General features: G+C 68.2%; 14 protein-coding genes. 7 read left to right on the top strand and 7 right to left on the bottom strand.

Annotation, left to right across the window (positions count from 1 at the left end; all coding sequences use genetic code 11):
* Positions 1-66: 66 nt before the first annotated feature.
* Entirely contained in the window at positions 67-2,304 is a 2,238-nt protein-coding gene (locus tag KBC94_RS13105) for an NADP-dependent isocitrate dehydrogenase (protein ID WP_294370639.1), read from the top strand.
* 186 nt (positions 2,305-2,490) lie between these two features.
* Here KBC94_RS13105 and groL read toward each other — a convergent pair whose 3' ends face one another.
* Both groL and groES read right to left on the bottom strand, forming a co-directional pair.
* Positions 2,491-4,131 carry a chaperonin GroEL gene (gene groL, locus KBC94_RS13100; RefSeq protein ID WP_043113290.1) on the bottom strand — a complete coding sequence of 547 codons (1,641 nt, stop codon included), beginning with the start codon at positions 4,129-4,131 and terminating at the stop codon, positions 2,491-2,493.
* A gap of 29 nt (positions 4,132-4,160) precedes the next feature.
* Complete coding sequence (gene groES / locus KBC94_RS13095; RefSeq protein WP_017757321.1) at positions 4,161-4,451, bottom strand: co-chaperone GroES; 291 nt, start codon at positions 4,449-4,451, stop codon at positions 4,161-4,163.
* Positions 4,452-4,859: 408 nt separating this feature from the next.
* Here groES and KBC94_RS13090 point away from each other — a divergent pair, with 408 nt between their 5' ends.
* The 5 genes from KBC94_RS13090 to KBC94_RS13070 all read left to right on the top strand — a co-directional run bounded on the left by KBC94_RS13090 (position 4,860) and on the right by KBC94_RS13070 (position 11,321).
* A complete protein-coding gene (locus KBC94_RS13090; protein ID WP_114802262.1) occupies positions 4,860-5,255 on the top strand; it encodes a hypothetical protein in 396 nt (131 codons plus the stop codon).
* Between the two features lie 189 nt (positions 5,256-5,444).
* Positions 5,445-7,565, top strand: coding sequence for a TonB-dependent siderophore receptor (locus KBC94_RS13085; protein ID WP_294370772.1), 2,121 nt, complete (start codon positions 5,445-5,447; stop codon positions 7,563-7,565).
* Positions 7,566-7,595: 30 nt separating this feature from the next.
* Positions 7,596-8,807: a PepSY domain-containing protein gene (locus KBC94_RS13080; RefSeq protein WP_294370631.1), complete on the top strand. Its 1,212-nt coding sequence runs from the start codon at positions 7,596-7,598 to the stop codon at positions 8,805-8,807.
* Positions 8,804-9,055, top strand: a complete 252-nt coding sequence (locus KBC94_RS13075) for a hypothetical protein (protein ID WP_294370779.1) — start codon at positions 8,804-8,806, stop codon at positions 9,053-9,055. Before KBC94_RS13080 ends, KBC94_RS13075 begins: the two co-directional genes overlap by 4 nt.
* A gap of 157 nt (positions 9,056-9,212) precedes the next feature.
* The gene (locus KBC94_RS13070; protein ID WP_366934701.1) at positions 9,213-11,321 is read left to right on the top strand and encodes a TonB-dependent receptor; all 2,109 of its coding nucleotides are present in this window, start codon (positions 9,213-9,215) and stop codon (positions 11,319-11,321) included.
* A 121-nt stretch (positions 11,322-11,442) separates the two neighbouring features.
* On the opposite strand, the gene KBC94_RS13065 is transcribed toward KBC94_RS13070, so the two are convergent.
* A complete protein-coding gene (locus tag KBC94_RS13065) occupies positions 11,443-12,930 on the bottom strand; it encodes a nucleobase:cation symporter-2 family protein (protein WP_294370627.1) in 1,488 nt (495 codons plus the stop codon).
* 131 nt (positions 12,931-13,061) lie between these two features.
* Here KBC94_RS13065 and KBC94_RS13060 point away from each other — a divergent pair, with 131 nt between their 5' ends.
* The gene (locus KBC94_RS13060) at positions 13,062-13,964 is read left to right on the top strand and encodes a LysR family transcriptional regulator (protein WP_366934693.1); all 903 of its coding nucleotides are present in this window, start codon (positions 13,062-13,064) and stop codon (positions 13,962-13,964) included.
* Positions 13,965-13,971: 7 nt separating this feature from the next.
* Here the strand turns inward: KBC94_RS13060 and KBC94_RS13055 are convergent, their stop codons facing one another.
* The 4 genes from KBC94_RS13055 to KBC94_RS13040 are packed head-to-tail and all read right to left on the bottom strand — an operon-like array spanning position 13,972 to position 17,309.
* Positions 13,972-14,697: an ABC transporter ATP-binding protein gene (locus tag KBC94_RS13055; protein ID WP_294370622.1), complete on the bottom strand. Its 726-nt coding sequence runs from the start codon at positions 14,695-14,697 to the stop codon at positions 13,972-13,974.
* Positions 14,690-15,487 (bottom strand): ABC transporter ATP-binding protein, encoded by a 798-nt coding sequence (locus KBC94_RS13050; RefSeq protein ID WP_294370621.1) that lies wholly within the window; start codon positions 15,485-15,487, stop codon positions 14,690-14,692. The genes KBC94_RS13055 and KBC94_RS13050 overlap by 8 nt, the downstream gene beginning before the upstream one ends.
* Positions 15,484-16,449: a branched-chain amino acid ABC transporter permease gene (locus KBC94_RS13045; RefSeq protein WP_294370620.1), complete on the bottom strand. Its 966-nt coding sequence runs from the start codon at positions 16,447-16,449 to the stop codon at positions 15,484-15,486. Before KBC94_RS13045 ends, KBC94_RS13050 begins: the two co-directional genes overlap by 4 nt.
* Positions 16,446-17,309, bottom strand: a complete 864-nt coding sequence (locus tag KBC94_RS13040; protein WP_294370619.1) for a branched-chain amino acid ABC transporter permease — start codon at positions 17,307-17,309, stop codon at positions 16,446-16,448. The genes KBC94_RS13045 and KBC94_RS13040 overlap by 4 nt, the downstream gene beginning before the upstream one ends.
* Positions 17,310-17,326: the final 17 nt, after the last annotated feature.

Here is a 17,326-nt window from a genome sequence, read left to right as displayed (position 1 = left end):
CCGATCAGAGCGAAAATGCCCGCCGGACCCGATTCCGACCATCTTCTCCAAGGACATCCCAGCGCCATGAGCACGACGTCTCCGACCATCATCTACACCCTGACCGACGAAGCGCCCGCGCTCGCCACCGCCTCCTTCCTGCCCATCGTCCGCACCTTCGCGCAGGCCGCAGGCGTCGACGTGCAGACCAGCGACATCTCGGTGGCCGCCCGCATCCTCGGCCAGTTCCCGGAGTGCCTGACCGAAGAGCAGCGCGTGCCGGACAACCTCGCTGCGCTCGGCAAGCTCACGCTCAAGCCCGAAGCCAACATCATCAAGCTGCCCAACATCAGCGCCTCGGTGGCCCAGCTCAAGGCCGCCATCAAGGAGCTGCAGGACAAGGGCTACAAGATCCCCGACTTCCCTGAGAACCCGCAGACCGACGAAGAGAAGGACATCCGCGCGCGCTACAACAAGTGCACCGGTTCTGCCGTCAACCCCGTGCTGCGCGAAGGCAACTCCGACCGCCGCGCGCCCAAGGCCGTCAAGGAATACGCCCGCAAGAACCCGCACAGCATGGCGCCGTGGAGCCAGGCCTCGCGCTCGCATGTGTCGCACATGCACGCCGGCGACTTCTACCACGGCGAAAAGTCGATGACGCTGGACCGCGCCCGCGACGTCAAGATGGAGCTGATCACCAAGAGCGGCAAGACCATCGTGCTCAAGCCGAAGGTGTCGTTGCTCGACCGTGAAGTCATCGACTCGATGTTCATGAGCAAGAAGGCGCTGCTGGCCTTCTACGAGAAGGAGATCGAGGACGCCCGCGAAACCGGCGTGATGTTCTCGCTGCACGTCAAGGCCACCATGATGAAGGTCTCGCACCCCATCGTGTTCGGCCACTGCGTGAAGATCTTCTACAAGGACGCCTTCGAGAAGCACGGCAAGCTGTTCGACGAGCTGGGCGTGAACGTCAACAACGGCATGGTCGACCTCTACAACAAGATCGCGACGCTGCCGACGGCCAAGCAGGACGAGATCAAGCGTGACCTGCATGCCTGCCACGAGCACCGGCCCGAGCTGGCCATGGTGGACTCCGCCAAGGGCATCACCAACTTCCACTCGCCCAACGACATCATCGTGGACGCCTCCATGCCCGCGATGATCCGCAACGGCGGCAAGATGTGGGACGCCAACGGCCGCCTGAAGGACGTCAAGGCCGTGATGCCGGAGTCGACCTTCGCCCGCATCTACCAGGAGATCATCAACTTCTGCAAGTGGCACGGCGCCTTCGACCCCAAGACCATGGGCACCGTGCCCAACGTCGGCCTGATGGCGCAGCAGGCCGAGGAATACGGCTCGCACGACAAGACCTTCGAGATTCCCGAGGACGGCGTCGCCAACATCACCGACCTGGCCACCGGCGAAGTGCTGATGAGCCAGAACGTGGAGCAGGGCGACATCTGGCGCATGTGCCAGGTCAAGGACGCCGCCATCCGCGACTGGGTCAAGCTGGCCGTCACCCGCGCCCGCAATTCCGGCATGCCCGTGGTCTTCTGGCTGGACCAGTACCGCCCGCACGAGGCGCAGCTGATCACCAAGGTCAAGATGTACCTGCATGAGCACAACACGACCGGCCTGGACATCCAGATCATGAGCCAGGTGCGCGCGATGCGTTACACGCTGGAGCGCGTGATCCGCGGCCTGGACACCATCAGCGCCACCGGCAACATCCTGCGCGACTACCTGACCGACCTGTTCCCGATCATGGAACTGGGCACCTCGGCCAAGATGCTGTCGATCGTGCCGCTGATGGCTGGCGGCGGCATGTACGAGACGGGCGCTGGCGGCTCGGCCCCGAAGCACGTTCAGCAATTGGTGGAAGAGAACCACCTGCGCTGGGATTCGCTGGGCGAGTTCCTGGCCCTGGCCGTGAGCCTGGAAGAGCTGGGCATCAAGAACAGCAATGCCAAGGCGAAGGTGCTGGCCAAGGCGCTGGACACCGCCACCGGCAAGCTGCTGGACAACAACAAGGGTCCGAGCCCCAAGACCGGCCAGCTGGACAACCGCGGCAGCCACTTCTACATCGCGCTGTACTGGGCCCAGGCCCTGGCCGAGCAGACCGAGGACGCCGAGCTGGCGGCCAAGTTCAAGCCCCTGGCCGAGAAGCTGGCCGCCGACGAGCAGAAGATCGTCGCCGAACTGGCCGAGGTGCAGGGCAAGCCGGCCGACATCGGCGGCTACTACAAGACCGACCCGGCCAAGACCGAAGCCGTGATGCGCCCCAGCAAGACCTTCAACGAGGACCTGGCCAGCGTCGCTGCCTGATCGGGTTCCGGGCTGCAGTGCAGCCCCGGCCCATCAACGAGAAAGCCGTCGCATGCGACGGCTTTTTTTCGCCCCGCCGAAGCAGCGCGCAGGCGGGCACCCATGAAAAAAGCCGGGCTCTGCCCGGCTTTTTGATCTGACTTGAACAGAGCCAAATCGAGCGCGCAGCAGCGCGCTCGATTTGAATTACATGTCCATGCCGCCCATGCCACCCATGCCACCGGGCATGGCAGGCGCTGCGGACTCGTCCTTCGGCGCTTCGGCGACCATGCACTCGGTCGTCAGCAGCAGGGCAGCCACGGAAGCGGCGTTCTGCAGGGCGGTGCGGGTCACCTTGGTCGGGTCCAGGATGCCCATCTCGATCATGTCGCCATAGGTGTCGTTGGCGGCGTTGAAGCCGTAGTTGCCCTTGCCTTGCAGCACGGCGTTCACGACCACGCTCGGCTCGCCACCGGCGTTGGCAACGATCTCGCGCAGGGGCGCTTCGATGGCCTTCAGGATCAGCTTGATGCCGGCGTCCTGGTCGGCGTTGTCGCCCTTGATGTCACCGACGGCTTGCTTGGCACGCAGCAGGGCCACGCCACCACCGGCCACCACGCCTTCTTCCACCGCGGCACGCGTGGCGTGCAGGGCGTCTTCGACGCGGGCCTTCTTTTCCTTCATTTCGACTTCGGTGGCAGCGCCGACCTTGATCACGGCCACGCCGCCGGCCAGCTTGGCCACGCGCTCTTGCAGCTTCTCGCGGTCGTAGTCGCTGGTGGCTTCCTCGATCTGGATGCGGATCTGCTTGACGCGGGCTTCGATGTCGGCCGCGGCACCGGCGCCATCGATGATGGTGGTGTTTTCCTTGCCCACTTCGATGCGCTTGGCCTGGCCCAGGTCGGCCAGGGTCACCTTCTCGAGCGACAGGCCCACTTCTTCAGCGATGACCTTGCCGCCGGTCAGGATGGCGATGTCTTCCAGCATGGCCTTGCGGCGGTCGCCGAAGCCAGGTGCCTTGACGGCCACGACCTTCAGGATGCCGCGGATGGTGTTGACCACCAGGGTCGCCAGCGCTTCGCCGTCGACTTCTTCGGCAATGATCAGCAGCGGACGGCCGGCCTTGGCCACGGCTTCCAGCGTGGGCAGCAGGTCACGGATGTTGCTGATCTTCTTGTCGAACAGCAGGACAAACGGGTTGTCCAGCAGTGCGGCCTGCTTCTCGGGGTTGTTGATGAAGTAGGGCGACAGGTAGCCGCGGTCGAACTGCATGCCTTCGACGACGTCCAGCTCGTTGGCCAGGCTCTTGCCGTCTTCGACGGTGATCACGCCTTCCTTGCCGACCTTGTCCATCGCGTCAGCAATGATCTGGCCGACGTCGGTGTCGCTGTTGGCCGAGATGGAGCCGACCTGGGCGATTTCCTTGGAGGTCGTGGTGGCCTTGCTGGACTTCTTCAGCGCTTCGACCAGAGCGGCGACCGCCTTGTCGATGCCGCGCTTCAGGTCCATCGGGTTCAGGCCGGCGGCCACGTACTTGGAGCCTTCGCGCACGATGGCCTGGGCCAGCACGGTGGCGGTGGTGGTGCCATCACCGGCGTTGTCGCTGGTCTTGGAGGCCACTTCCTTCACGAGCTGGGCGCCCATGTTCTGCAGCTTGTCCTTCAGCTCGATTTCCTTGGCCACGGACACACCGTCCTTGGTCACGGTGGGGGCGCCGAAGGAGCGCTCGAGCACCACGTTGCGGCCCTTGGGGCCCAGGGTCACCTTGACGGCGTTGGCGAGGATGTTCACGCCTTCGACCATGCGTGCGCGGGCGTCGCCGCCGAAGACCACGTCTTTTGCTGCCATTTTGTGTTTCTCCTAGATCCGGGGATTGATTACTTCTCGACGACCGCGAACAGGTCGTCTTCCTTCATGACCAGCAGCTCTTCGCCATCGACCTTGACGGTCTGGCCGGAGTACTTGCCGAACAGCACGCGGTCGCCGACCTTGATGTTCAGGACGACGAAGTCGCCCTTGTCGTTGCGCTTGCCGGGGCCGACAGCGAGGACTTCACCCTGGTCCGGCTTCTCGGCGGCGTTGTCGGGGATCACGATGCCCGAGGCGGTCTTGGTTTCGCTTTCAACGCGCTTGACGATCACGCGATCGTGCAGAGGACGAAGTTTCATTAGGAATCTCCTGGAAGAGGGACGGAATGAGGGTTGTGCGACAGGGCAGCGAGGCCCTGCCATCCACTTGGCGCCGGTGCTGTTAGCACTCACCGCCAGCGAGTGCTAATCATAAGGACTTTTGGCGGCGTTTCAACAGGGCGCGGGCCTACAGCGTGTCTGGACAGCAACCGGCAAGTCAGGACTTGACTATTCGTTGCGAACAATCGTGGCTGTTTAATCCATTAATTGTTCGCGTTATGGAAACGTTCCGGCCACGGCTTGGCACGCAGTAACGCGGCTTTGCGGGCGCATCATTCATTCCACGGCGCCGATGAAACCCCAAGCGCCGCCACCGCCCGGCGACGACCCGTCGCCCCGCAGGCTCTCAGTGGGTGACCCATCCTCGCTACAGAAAAGGACAACATCATGACCAAGACTTCCAAGACCCTCGCTGCCGCCGCGCTCGCCCTGTTCGCCGCCGCCGGTGCCGTTCATGCCGAGGAATACGAAGGCGTGCTCCAGTTCAACTCCAACCTCAGCCGCGCCGAAGTGCAGACCCAGGGTGTCGCTGCCGCCCATGGCCCCGATCTCTACGCCGAAGGCGCCCTGGCCCACACCACGCCGGTGATGAGCTCGCCGCGCCTGCGCGCCTCAGTGCAGGCCGAAGCCGTTGCGGCCGCCCATGCGCCCGACCAGAACGTGCAGGTCGGCTCGCGGGGCGACCAGCGCTTCTTCGCCGGCATCGCTCCGAGCACCGTGGTCGGCGGTACCACCTGGGCGATCCGCGGCAACACGAGCGCTGCCCAGCAAGGCGCTGAATAAGCCCACCCTGCGCGGGGAGGCCAGAGGGGCCGGCCCGTGTCTTCCTTCATAGGCGCCTGCGGGCGCCTTTTTCAATGGCGGCCACCATGCATTCCCACAGGCGGCGCCAGCCCATGCCGCAGCGTCAGCATCACGTCAACTTAGAATAAAAATTGTTCTCAGTTGTATTGTTATGAGGGTCGCTTGTCCATGCCTTTCGACGCATCGTTGCCGTCTCCGCGCCGCCCAGGGGTGGTCCAGAGCGCCTGGGTACTTCTGCTGAGCACGGCCACAGCCTCGGCCCAGGTACCCGCGGTTTCATCGGCTGCGAACACCTTGCCGACGGTGCGTGTCGATGCCGAGGCACCGGCCGAGACCGCCACCTCGCCGGTCATCGGCTACCGCGCCAAGCGCAGCGCCACGGCCACCAAGACCGACACCCCCCTGGCCGAGACGCCGCAATCCGTGACCATCGTGACGCGCGACCAGATCGTGGACCAGGGCGCCACGAACCTGCAGGACGCGCTGGGCTATGCCGCTGGCGTGCGCTCGGACGCCTACGGCCTGGACTCGCGCAACGATGCCGTGCGCGTGCGCGGCTCGACGCCGGACGTCTACCTCGACGGCCTCAAGCAGGCCTACGGCTACTACACCAGCACCACCCGCACCGACCCCTACACGCTCGAGCGGCTGGAAGTGCTGCGCGGACCTTCCGGCATGCTCTTCGGCGCCGGCACGGCCGCGGGCGTGGTCAACATGGTCAGCAAGCGGCCGCTGTTCGAGACGCAGCGCGAAGTGGGCGTGCAGTTGGGCAGCTGGAACCGCCGCCAGCTGCAGGCCGACCTGACCGGCCCGCTGAATGCCGAAGGCACGCTGGCCTATCGGCTGATCGCCGTGGCCCGCAAGTCCGACACGCAGGTCGACCATGTGCCGGACGACCGGCAACTGCTTGCGCCCTCGCTCACCTGGCGGCCCACGGCCATGACGTCGCTGACCCTGCAGGGCCTGTGGCAGCAGGACAAGAGCGGCAGCTCGTCGCAGTTCTTCCCGTGGCAGGGCACGATCCTGCCCAACCCGAATGGCCGTTTGCCCACCGACCGCTTCATCGGCGAGGCCGGCGACCACTACGACAGCACCCGCCGCACTTTCGGCTGGCAGTTAGAGCACCGCTTCAACGACCAGTGGGCCGTGCGGCAGAACTTCCGCGTGGCGCGCAACGTGAACGACGCGCACTACAGCTACGGGGACTTCTTCACCATCCCCGGCGGCTGGGGCGCGGACCCGATCGGCCAGCGTCGGCTGGGCCGCTACACCGACAGCAGCCTGACCCGCAACCAGATCGCCAACCTCGACAACCATGTCGAGGGCCGCTTCGCCACCGGCGCGCTGCAGCACACGCTGCTGCTGGGCGCCGACTTCTCCCGCCAGCACGAGCGCGTGTGGAGCGGCACCAGCTACAGCACCATCGACGCCTACGCACCGGTGTACGGCAACGTGCAGTCGCCGGTGCGTGCGCCGCTGCCGCGCACCGAGCAGCGGCAGTCCGGCATCTACGTGCAGGACCAGATGAAGCTCGGCCGCTGGACCTTCGTGGCTGGCCTGCGCCACGACAGCACCCGCAGCCAGTCCGACGGCAGCGAGGCGCAGCGCGACTCGGCCAACACAAGGCGCTTCGGTCTGCTCTACGGCTTCGACTCCGGTTGGGCGCCGTACCTGAGCTATGCCGAGTCCTTCACGCCGCAGTCGCCGCGCCTGGGGCAGACCTTCAGGCCCTTGCGGGGCGAGCAATGGGAGGCCGGTGTGCGCTACGAGCCGCCGGGCCGATCATTGGCCTTCAGCGCCGCCGTCTACGACCTGAAGGAAAAGAACCAGATCGTCCAGACCCTGCCCAATGTCTTCGACCAGTTGGGTGTCACCCGCACGCGCGGCGTGGAACTGGAGGCCAAGGGCTCGTTCACGCGCGACCTGGATGTCGTGGCCCACTACAACTACACCGACCTCGATCCGCTGCTGGAGGGCCTGCCGCGCCACCAGGCGAGCGTCTGGGCCAAGTACCGCTTCGCCATCGCGGGCACGCCCGGCTTCTCGGCCGGCGCGGGCGTGCGCTACATGGGCAGCTTCCGCGACACCTCGGGCGGCGCCGCCGGGCCGCAGATCCCGTCGGTGGCGCTGCTGGACTTCGTCTTCGCCTACGAGACCGACCAATGGCGCTATGCCCTCAATGTGAACAACGCGACCGACAAGGTGTACTACAGCACCTGCCTGTCGCGCGGCGACTGCTGGTGGGGCGCCCGCCGCAACATCGTGGCCAGCGCCACCTACCGCTTCTGATCGGCATCGCCGGGACCCCACGATATGCGCATGGACAGCAAGACCATCAAGACCTGGGCCTGGGTGCACAAATGGAGCAGCCTCGTCTGTACGGCGTTCATGCTCCTGTTGTGCCTCACGGGCCTGCCGCTGATCTTCCACCACGAGATCGGCCACCTGCTCGGCACCGAGGTGGAGGCACCGAAGATGCCCGCCGACACGCCGCGCGTGAGCCTGGACCGCGCGCTCGAAGTGGCGCGCGCCCAGCATCCGGACCGGGTGGTGCAGTTCGCCTCGCACGACGAGGACAGCGAGGACATCTGGTTCGTCACCCTGACGCCGACGCCCGCGCCCACCGACGATTTCCGCTCGGTGGCGGTGGACGCGCGCACCGGCCAGGTGCTGGCCCAGCCGCGCTTCGACCAGGGCTTCATGTGGATCATGTTCAAGCTGCACGTCGACCTGTTCGCCGGCCTTCCGGGCAAGCTCTTCCTGGGACTCATGGGCCTGTTGCTGCTGGTGGCGCTGGTCAGCGGCACGGTGCTGTACGCGCCCTTCATGCGCAAGCTCGAATTCGGCACCGTGCGGCGCGACAGACGGCCGCGCGCCAAGTGGCTGGACCTGCACAACCTGCTGGGCATCGTCACCCTGACCTGGGCCTTCGTGGTGGGCGCCACGGGCATGATCAACACTTGGGCCGACCTGGTGATCAAGTACTGGCAGCACGACCAGCTGAGCGCGCTGCTGGCGCCCTATCAGGGTCAGCCGCTGGTGCCGGTGGCCGAGCGCGCGCCGCTGCAGCGGGCGCTCGAGGCCGCCAAGGCCCAGGCGCCGGACAAGCGCCTGTCCTTCATTGCGTTCCCGGGCACGGCGTTCTCGAGCCCGCACCACACCACCTTCTTCCTGCGCGGGCAGGAGCCGCTCACCTCGCGGTTGCTGCAGCCGGTGCTGGTGGATGCGCGCACGGCAGAGGTCACCGCGGCGCCGAAGCTGCCGTGGTACGTGACGGCGCTGCTGGTGTCGCAGCCGCTGCACTTCGGCGACTACGGCGGCATGCCGATGCAGATACTGTGGGCGCTGCTGGACATCGCGACCATCATCGTGCTGGGCAGCGGGCTGTACCTGTGGCTGCGCAAGGGCGATCCGGCGCATGTGCACCGGTCACAAGGCAAGGCGGGCGCCGCCTCGGCCGGGACCGAATGCCCCGCGTCCCTGCAGCCGCAGCCCGTGCAGGCACGCACGCGCCTGGAGTCCCCGCGATGAGGGCCCGTCCGGCGGATGCCACGGGGCATCGTGGGGCGAGCGTCGCCGATGGCGCTCCAGCGAATCCCGGCGCCGACCATCGACCCTGGGGCGGCATGTGGGGCTGGCCGCTCGTCTTCGGCGTCTCGACCGCCATCGGCCTGGTCTCTTCGCTGTTCAGCGATGGCGGCTTTGGCGACTGGCTGGGCTGGCTGACCCTGGGTGCGCCCGTGGCCGCCTGCCTCTGGTGGGGCTGGCTGCGGCGTTGAGTCGTCTCGATCGATCACCGCACGAGGTGTACGCGGCCGCGCCACCGTCGTGTGTGCCATTGCGCCACAAGGTTGTCCGGCCACGGCAATAGGCGCCTGCACCGACGCGGCCGGGCGTCGGCCTCCCGCAGAATGCCCGCCCATGAACACATGGCGCATGGCGAAGACGGTGGGGGTGGTGGTGGCGACGGCCCAGGCGGGGGTGGCCGCCGCGCAGGTGTCGGTGGCCGGACAGCTGCCCGAGGTGACGGTGAGCACGCCCAGCGGACCACAGCCGGCGTTTGCCGTGCCGGGCTCGGTGGACCGCGTCGAGGGCGCCGATCTGCGCGACAACCGGCTGGGCGCGCAACTGAGCGAAGGCCTGGGCGCCGTGCCGGGCCTGCAGATCCGCGACCGGCAGAACTTCGCGCAGGACCTGCAACTCTCCATCCGCGGCTTCGGCGCCCGCTCCACCTTCGGCGTGCGCGGCGTGCGGCTGTATGTGGACGGCATTCCCGCCACGCTGCCCGACGGGCAAGGCCAGACCTCCAACATCGACATCGCCTCGCTGGAGCGCATCGACGTGCTGCGCGGGCCGTTCTCGGCCCTGTACGGCAATTCGTCCGGCGGCGTGGTGCAGGCCTTCACGGCGTCGGGCGAGGCACCGGCCAGCCTGTCGTACAGCGTGGCCGGCGGCAGCAACGGCACCTGGCGCACGGGCCTGGTCGGCAGCGGCAAGCAGGGCGCCGTCGACTGGCGGCTCAGCGCGAGCCGCTATTCGACCGATGGCTGGCGCGCGCATTCGGCCGCGCAGCGCGACCTGGCCAATGGGCGCGTGGGCATCGACCTCGACCAGGGCGGCAAGCTCACGCTGGTGTTCAACCGCGTGACGGTCGATGCGCAGGATCCGCTGGGCCTGACCGCGCAGCAGTTCGCCACCGCGCCGCGCAGCGCCGATGTGGCGACGCAGTACAACACCCGCAAGACGGTGACGCAGAGCCAGGCCGGCATGGTGTTCGAGCAGCCGCTGGGCGCGCAGCAGTCCGTGCGGGTGATGCTGTACGGCGGCGAGCGCGGCACGACGCAGTACCAGTCCATCCCGCCCTCGGCGCAGCAGAACCCGCGCCATGCCGGCGGCGTGATCGACCTGGACCGCCACTATGCGGGTGCCGATCTGCGCTGGACCGGCAAGTTCGATCTGGCGGGCCGGCCCTTCGAGCTGGTCGCCGGCCTGGGCTACGACAGCCTGCGCGAATGGCGGCGCGGCTACGAGAACTACCTGGGCAGCGCCGCGCAGCCGATGCTGGGCGTGCAGGGCCGCCTGCGCCGGAACGAGCGCAACGAGGTCTTCAACGTCGACCCCTATGCCCAGGCCACCTGGCGCTTTGCGCCCGACTGGTCGGCCGAATTCGGCGTGCGTCGCAGCCGCGTGCACTTCGATTCGCAGGACCGCTACATCACCGCCGCCAATGGCGACGACAGCGGCACCGCCGCCTACAGCCGCACGCTGCCCGTGGCCTCGCTGCGCTGGACGCCGATACGGGACCTGGCGCTGTATGTGTCCGCCGGCCGCGGCTTCGAGACGCCGACGCTCAACGAGCTCTCGTACCGGTCGGATGGCGTGGGCGGCCTCAACTTCGGGCTGCGCCCCTCGGTGAGCGACAACGTCGAGCTGGGCGCCAAGGCCCGGCTGGCCGGTGGCATGCTCACGGCGGCGCTGTTCCAGACGCGGACCCAGGACGAGATCGTCACCGACACCAACGTCGGCGGCCGCTCCACCTTCCGCAATGCCGGGCGCACCAGGCGGCAGGGCGTGGAACTGGGCTGGCAGCACGAGACCGAGGACCACTGGCGCACGCAGCTGGCCTACACCTGGCTCGATGCGCGCTACCAGGACGCCTTCTGCACGCCCTCTCCCTGCAGCGCTGCCAACCTCGTGCCGGCCGGCCGTCGCCTGCCCGGCGTGGCCAGCCAGTCGCTGTATGCGGCCTACGGCTGGATGCCGCCGCAGGGCTGGCGTGCGGGCGCCGAGCTGCGCGCCGTCGCCAAGGTCTGGGCCAACGACCTGAACACCGCCCGGGCGCCGGGCTATGCAGTGGCGGCCATCCACGCGGGTTACGTGCTCAAGCTCGGTCGCTGGGACTTGAATGCCTTTGCCCGCATCGACAACCTGTTCGACCGGCGCTACGCCGGCTCCGTGATCGTCAACGAAGGCAATGCGCGCTATTTCGAGCCGGCGCCGGGACGGACGTGGACGGTGGGGATGGGCGGGACGTACAGCTTCTGACGCTGCGGTTCGCGCAGCGCTTCGGCAGGAGCGCCGTAGCCGATCTGTCCGCACAAAGAAAAAAGCCGCCGGGGCGACCCGGCGGCTTTCTTCATCGGGGGCGCAGGGAAGGGGGCGCCGATCAGTGCGCCTCCGCCTGCCGCGCCGCGGCGATGCTCGCCGCCTCGTCATGCCGCGCGCCGTTCAGGAACAGGTTCAGCACCACCGCCGTGATCGAGGTCAGCAGGATGCCCGACTCGATCAGCGGATGGATGCCGTGCGGCATCCACTGCTTGAAGTTGGGCGCCAGCAGCGGAATCATGCCGATGCCGATGGAGACGGCCACGATCATCGCGTTGTGGCGGTTGGTCTTGAAGTCCACGCCGCTCAGGATGCGGATGCCCGTGGCCAGCACCATGCCGAACATCACCAGGCCCGCGCCGCCCAGCACCACGGTGGGCAGCGACTCCACCAGTGCCGCCATCTTGGGCAGCAGCCCCAGCACGATCAAAATCACGCCGCCGGCCACGCAGACGAAGCGGCTCTTCACGCCGGTCACCGCCACCAGGCCCACGTTCTGCGAGAAGCTGGTGTAGGGAAAGGTGTTGAAGATGCCGCCGATCAGCGTGCCCAGGCCGTCAGTGCGCAGGCCGCGGGCCAGGTCCTGCTGGCCCACCTTGCGGTCGGTCATCTCGCCCAGCGCGAGGAACATGCCGGTCGACTCGATCATCACCACGATCATCACCAGCGTCATGGTGAAGATCAGAACCGGGTCGAAGATCGGCATGCCGAAGTGGAAGGGCAGCACCACGTCCACCCAGGCGGCCTTGGCCACCTTGTCGAAGGTCATCAGGCCCATGGCCGCCGCCGCGATGGCGCCGATGACGATGCCCAGCAGCACCGAGATGTTGGCCACGAAGCCCTTGGCGAACTTCACGATCAGCAGGATGGACACCAGCACCAGCGCCGAGATGCCCACGCCGGAGAGGTCGGCGTACTTGGGGTTGGGCACCGTGGGCATCAGCGCGATGCCCTTGGGCGCCGGTGGCAGCGAGGAGCCGGGCGAGGTGACGTCGGCCAGCCACTTGGCATAAGCCGGATCGACCACGGCCGGAGCCGTCGGGCCCACCGGGTTGCCGAAGATCCAGTTGATGCCCACGCGCATGAGCGTAATGCCGATGACCGCGATGATGGTGCCGGTCACCACCGGCGGAAAGAAGCGCAGCATGCGGCTGACCAGCGGCGCGATCAGGATCGAGACGATGCCCGCGCCGATGATCGAGCCAAAGAGCAATTGCGCCCCGGCCTGGCCCGGGTTGCCGTTGGCGATGGCCACCATCGGCGCCACCGATGCGAAGGTCACGCCCATCATCACCGGCAGGCGGATGCCGAACCACTGCGTGGCGCCCAGCGCCTGGATCAGCGTGACCAGGCCGCAACAGAAGAGGTCGGCCGAGATCAGCAGCGCCACCTCCTGCGGGCTGAGCTTGAGCGCACGGCCCACGATCAGCGGCACGGCGACGGCGCCGGCGTACATCACCAGCACATGCTGCAGGCCCAGCGCGGCCAGCTTGCCACTGGGCAGCTTCTGGTCGACGGGGTGCACGGACAACGAAGCAGACGAACTCATGGGGACGAACTCCTCGCCCTCAATCGTGGGGCTGGCGCGAAGCATAGAGAAAGCCAAAAATCGTCAAAGACGGTCAATCCGATAATTCAATCGCGTCCTTCGATCAATGGGCGCGGAAAGGGCGGTTTCCCTTGGCAATCAAGTCTTCCTTGCCGGAGCTCAGGGTTTTCCTGGCTGTGGCCGAAAGCGGCCATTTCACGCGTGCGGCGGAGCGACTGGGCATGTCGCAGTCCTCGCTCAGCGCGGCGCTGGGCAAGCTGGAGCGGGAACTTGGCGCGCGCCTTTTCGACCGCCACACGCGCGCCTGCCGCATGAGCGATGCCGGCGCCGCGCTGCTGCCGGCCGCGCGCCGGCTGGTGGCCGACTGGGACCACCTGGTGGCCGACGCGCAGGACTTCGGCCGCTTCGCTCGCGGCCGGGTGGCGGTGGCGGCGCCCAACGCGCAGTGCGCGCTGCTGCTGCCGCCGGTGATCCGCGCCTTCGGCGAGTCGCACCCCGGCGTGCGGGTGGTGCTGCACGACGTGCCCGAGCACGAGGTGCACGCCCTGGTGCGCAGCGGCGCGGCCGACCTGGGCATCGCCACGCAGACCGATGCCCGCACCGACCTGGTGGCCTCACCACTGCAGTCGGACGAGTTCGTTGCGGTGATGGCGCCCGACCATCCGCTGGCCGCGCGCCGGTCGCTGGAATGGTCGCAGCTGGCGCGGTCGCCGGTGATCGGCTATCTGCCCGGCAATCCGGTGCGCACGCTGCTGGAGGAAAAGCTGGCCGCCCGCGGCATCGCGCTGGACTATGCCTTCGAGATCGCGCTGCCCTGGACCATGATGGGCCTGGCCCGCGAAGGGCTGGGCGTGGCCGTGGTGACGATGGCGCTGCGGCCGCTGGCGGTCTGGCATGGGCTGGCGGTGCGCACCGTAGGCCGGCCGCAGGTGGCGCGCATGCTCACGCTGCTGAGGGCGCCGGCGCATTCGCCGTCGCCGGCGGTGGCGGCCTTTCGGGAGCAGCTGATGGCGGCGACGGGTGCGCGGCTTTGAGCCAGCCTCAGGCGCCCTCGGCGGCGATGCCCACGCCCAGAAGCCCTTCGAGCAGTGCCGCATCCTGCGCCAGCGTTGCGCTCGGCCCTGAATGCACCACCGTGCCGCGCTCCAGCACGATGGCCTCGTGCGTCATCTCCAGGGCCAGCACCGGATGCTGCTCGACCACCACCGAGGCCAGGCCTTCGCCCTCGCACAGCTGGCGGATGGCGGCGGCCAGTTCCTCCACCACGATGGGCGCCAGGCCTTCCATCGGTTCGTCCAGCAGCAGCAGCGAGGGGTTGGTCATCAGCGCCCGGCCGATGGCCAGCATCTGCTGCTCGCCGCCGGAGAGCTGATGGCCCTGGTTGCCGCGGCGTTCGCGCAGGCGCGGGAAGAGGCCGTACACGCGCGCCAGCGTCCACGCGCCCGGCCGCGCGATCACGCGCAGGTTCTCCTCGACGGTGAGCGAGGGGAAGACCTCGCGTTCCTGCGGTACCCAGCCCAGGCCGGCGCGGGCGCGGCGGTGCGGCGCCCAGTGCGTGATGTCCTGGCCCTGCCAGCGGATCACGCCGCGCGTCACGCGCGTGTGGCCCATCAGCGTCTCCAGCAGCGTGGTCTTGCCCACGCCGTTGCGGCCCAGGATCGCCAGGCTGCGGCCGGGTGCGAGCGAGAAGCTCAGCCGGTCGAGCACCTCCGCCTGGCCGTAGCCGGCGACCACGCCGTCGAAGGCGAGTTGCGCGGTCTCAGCCATGGGCGGGCTCCTGCGTGCGGGCGCCCGGCAGGTGCGCATGGGCGCGGCCCAGGTACACCTCGCGCACCCGCGGGTCGGCGGCGATCTCGGCCGGGCTGCCTTCGGTCAGCTGCCGGCCGGCCACCAGCACCGAGATGCGGCGGGCGAAGCGGAAGACGAGTTGCATGTCATGTTCGATGAACAGCACCGCCACGTCGGCGGGCAGCGCGGCGACGGCATCGAAGATCTCGCCGCTCTCGTCCTTGGGGACGCCGGCAGCGGGCTCGTCCAGCAGCAGCACGCGCGGGCGGGTGGCCATGGCCAGGGCGATTTCCAGCAGGCGCTGCTTGCCGTAGGCGAGCTCGGCGACAGGCACATGAGCCAGGTCGCCCAGCCGCAGCAGGGCCAGCAAGCGCTCGGCCTCGTCATGCAGCGGGCGGTAGCGGCCCATCGGTTTCCACCACACCGCGCCGATGCGCTCGCGCTCGGCCAGGGCCAGCAGCACCGACTGCAGAGGCGTGAGCCGCGGGAAGAGGGCGTTGATCTGGAAGGTGCGCGCCAGACCGCGGCGCACCCGCGCATCGGGCGACCAGGCGGTCACGTCCTGCCCGTCCAACTGCACACGGCCTTCGGAGGGCTTGAGCACGCCGGTCAACAGGTTGATCAGCGTGGTCTTGCCGGCGCCGTTGGGGCCGATGAGCGCATGCCGGTCGCCGGCCGCGAGCGACAGATTGACGCCCGCCACGGCCTGGAAGGCGCCGAAGCGCACGCCCAGGTTGTCCGTCTGGAGCAGCAGGGGCGCCGCGCTCATGTCGTTTCTCCCACTGGCTTGCGACGCCTTTGCGTCAGCCGGGCCAGCAAGCCCATCAGCCCCCCGCGGCCCACCAGCACCGCAGCGATCAGGAACAGCCCCAGCCAGAACATCCAGTACTGCGGATTCATGTCGGCGAAGCGGTCGTGCACCAGCATGTAGACCACCGCGCCCAGCATGCCGCCGTAGAGCCGGCCCGTGCCACCCAGCACAAGGATGATCAGCACCTCGGCCGAGCGGTTGAAGCCGATGGACTCGATGCCGACGAACTGCGTGGTCTGCGCCAGCAGCGCGCCGGCGATGGCCGCCACGCCGGCCGAGAAGGCATAGGCCATGCGCAGCCGCGCATCCACCGGCGTGCCCAGCGCCAGCATGCGCTTGCGGTTGTCGTGGATGCCGCGCAGTGCCATGCCGAAGGGCGAACGCAGCACCCGCCGCACCACCAGGAAGACGGCCAGCACCACCACGAAGCTGTAGACGAAGGCCGTGCGGCCGAAGAAGTCGAACTCGAAACTGCCCAGCAGCGGCGACACCGCCATGCCCTGCAGCCCGTCGGTGCCGCCGGTGATGGCAGACAGCCGGTTGGCCAGCTCGTAGAGCAGCACGCAGACGGCGATGGTGATCATCAGCCGCGCCAGGTCGGTGCCGCGCACGACCAGCCAGCTCAGCAGCCAGCCCAGCGCCAGGCCGACGGCCAGCGCCACGGCCAGGCCGCTGATCGGCTCGCCCCAGCCATGCTTGGCCAGCAGGCCGGCCGCATAGGCGCCGGCGCCGAAGAAGGCCGCATGGCCCACGGTGAGGATGCCCGCGTAGCCCAGCGCCATGTCCAGCGACACGGCGAACAGGCCGAAGATCAGCACCTGACTCATCAGCGTGAGCTGCTCGGGCATCAGGAAGAAGCAACTGGCCAGGACCGCCCAGAAGGCGACTTCGGCCGCAAGCTGAGGTCGCGGCGCGCTCATGCCGTCACTCCCTTGCGCACCACCAGGCCGTGCGGCCGAAGCAGCAGCATCACGATCATCACGCCATAGATCAGGAAGGCGCCCGCCTGCGGCAGGTAGTACTTGCCGGCCACGTCGACGATGCCCACCAGCAGCGCCGCGGCGAAGGGCCCGGTGATGGTGCCGGCCCCGCCCACGCACACCACCAGCAGGAAGTACACGAGGTACTTCAGGGCAAAGCCGGGCTCCAGCCCCAGCACGCCCAGGCTCAGCGCGCCGCCCAGGCCGGCCAGGCCACAGCCCAGCGAGAAGGTCAGCAGAAACAACCGCTGCACATGGATGCCGGTGCCGGCCGCCACGCGCTGGTTGTCCACCGCCGCGCGCACCATGGCGCCGTAGCGGGTGCGGCCCAGTGCCAGCAGCAGCGCGGCCAGCACCGCCAGGCCGCAGCCGATCAGGAACAGGCGGTAGCGGCCCAGCCCCACGCCCGCCACCTCGACCTGGCCCTGCAGCCACGGTGGCAGCGTGAAGGGCTGCAGCGTGGGCCCGAAGAGCCAGGTGAAGGCCGCGATGGAGACGAACACCAGGCCGATGGACAGCAGCACCTGATCCAGCGGATGCGCGCGGTAGAGTCGCCGGTACAGCAGCCACTCCAACACCGCGCCCAGCAGCGCCGAGGCCACGAAGGCCGCCAGCAGCGCCAGGCCGAAGCCCACGCCGTGGGCATTCATCAGCACCGCCGCCGCATAGCCGCCCGCCATGGCGAAGCTGCCGTGCGCCAGGTTGACGAAGTTCATCAGCCCCATGGTCACGGACAGCCCCACCGCCATCAGGAAGAGGAGCATGCCGTAGGCCACCCCGTCGAAAAGCACGACCGCCATCTGCCGCTGTTCCTCCG

The organism is Pseudacidovorax sp. (assembly GCF_017991995.1).
In the GTDB taxonomy this organism is placed as follows: Bacteria; Pseudomonadota; Gammaproteobacteria; order Burkholderiales; family Burkholderiaceae_C; genus Xenophilus.
This window is presented reverse-complemented; position numbering and strand designations above follow the sequence as displayed.

What these genes read in the sequence shown, in the direction of transcription:
- KBC94_RS13105 (WP_294370639.1), top strand. Translation starts at nt 67, where the DNA reads ATGAGCACGACGTCTCCGACCATCATCTACACCCTGACCGACGAAGCG.
- groL (WP_043113290.1), bottom strand. Translation starts at nt 4,131, where the DNA reads ATGGCAGCAAAAGACGTGGTCTTCGGCGGCGACGCCCGCGCACGCATG.
- groES (WP_017757321.1), bottom strand. Translation starts at nt 4,451, where the DNA reads ATGAAACTTCGTCCTCTGCACGATCGCGTGATCGTCAAGCGCGTTGAA.
- KBC94_RS13090 (WP_114802262.1), top strand. Translation starts at nt 4,860, where the DNA reads ATGACCAAGACTTCCAAGACCCTCGCTGCCGCCGCGCTCGCCCTGTTC.
- KBC94_RS13085 (WP_294370772.1), top strand. Translation starts at nt 5,445, where the DNA reads ATGCCTTTCGACGCATCGTTGCCGTCTCCGCGCCGCCCAGGGGTGGTC.
- KBC94_RS13080 (WP_294370631.1), top strand. Translation starts at nt 7,596, where the DNA reads ATGGACAGCAAGACCATCAAGACCTGGGCCTGGGTGCACAAATGGAGC.
- KBC94_RS13075 (WP_294370779.1), top strand. Translation starts at nt 8,804, where the DNA reads ATGAGGGCCCGTCCGGCGGATGCCACGGGGCATCGTGGGGCGAGCGTC.
- KBC94_RS13070 (WP_366934701.1), top strand. Translation starts at nt 9,213, where the DNA reads ATGGCGAAGACGGTGGGGGTGGTGGTGGCGACGGCCCAGGCGGGGGTG.
- KBC94_RS13065 (WP_294370627.1), bottom strand. Translation starts at nt 12,930, where the DNA reads ATGAGTTCGTCTGCTTCGTTGTCCGTGCACCCCGTCGACCAGAAGCTG.
- KBC94_RS13055 (WP_294370622.1), bottom strand. Translation starts at nt 14,697, where the DNA reads ATGGCTGAGACCGCGCAACTCGCCTTCGACGGCGTGGTCGCCGGCTAC.
- KBC94_RS13050 (WP_294370621.1), bottom strand. Translation starts at nt 15,487, where the DNA reads ATGAGCGCGGCGCCCCTGCTGCTCCAGACGGACAACCTGGGCGTGCGC.
- KBC94_RS13045 (WP_294370620.1), bottom strand. Translation starts at nt 16,449, where the DNA reads ATGAGCGCGCCGCGACCTCAGCTTGCGGCCGAAGTCGCCTTCTGGGCG.
- KBC94_RS13040 (WP_294370619.1), bottom strand. Translation starts at nt 17,309, where the DNA reads ATGGCGGTCGTGCTTTTCGACGGGGTGGCCTACGGCATGCTCCTCTTC.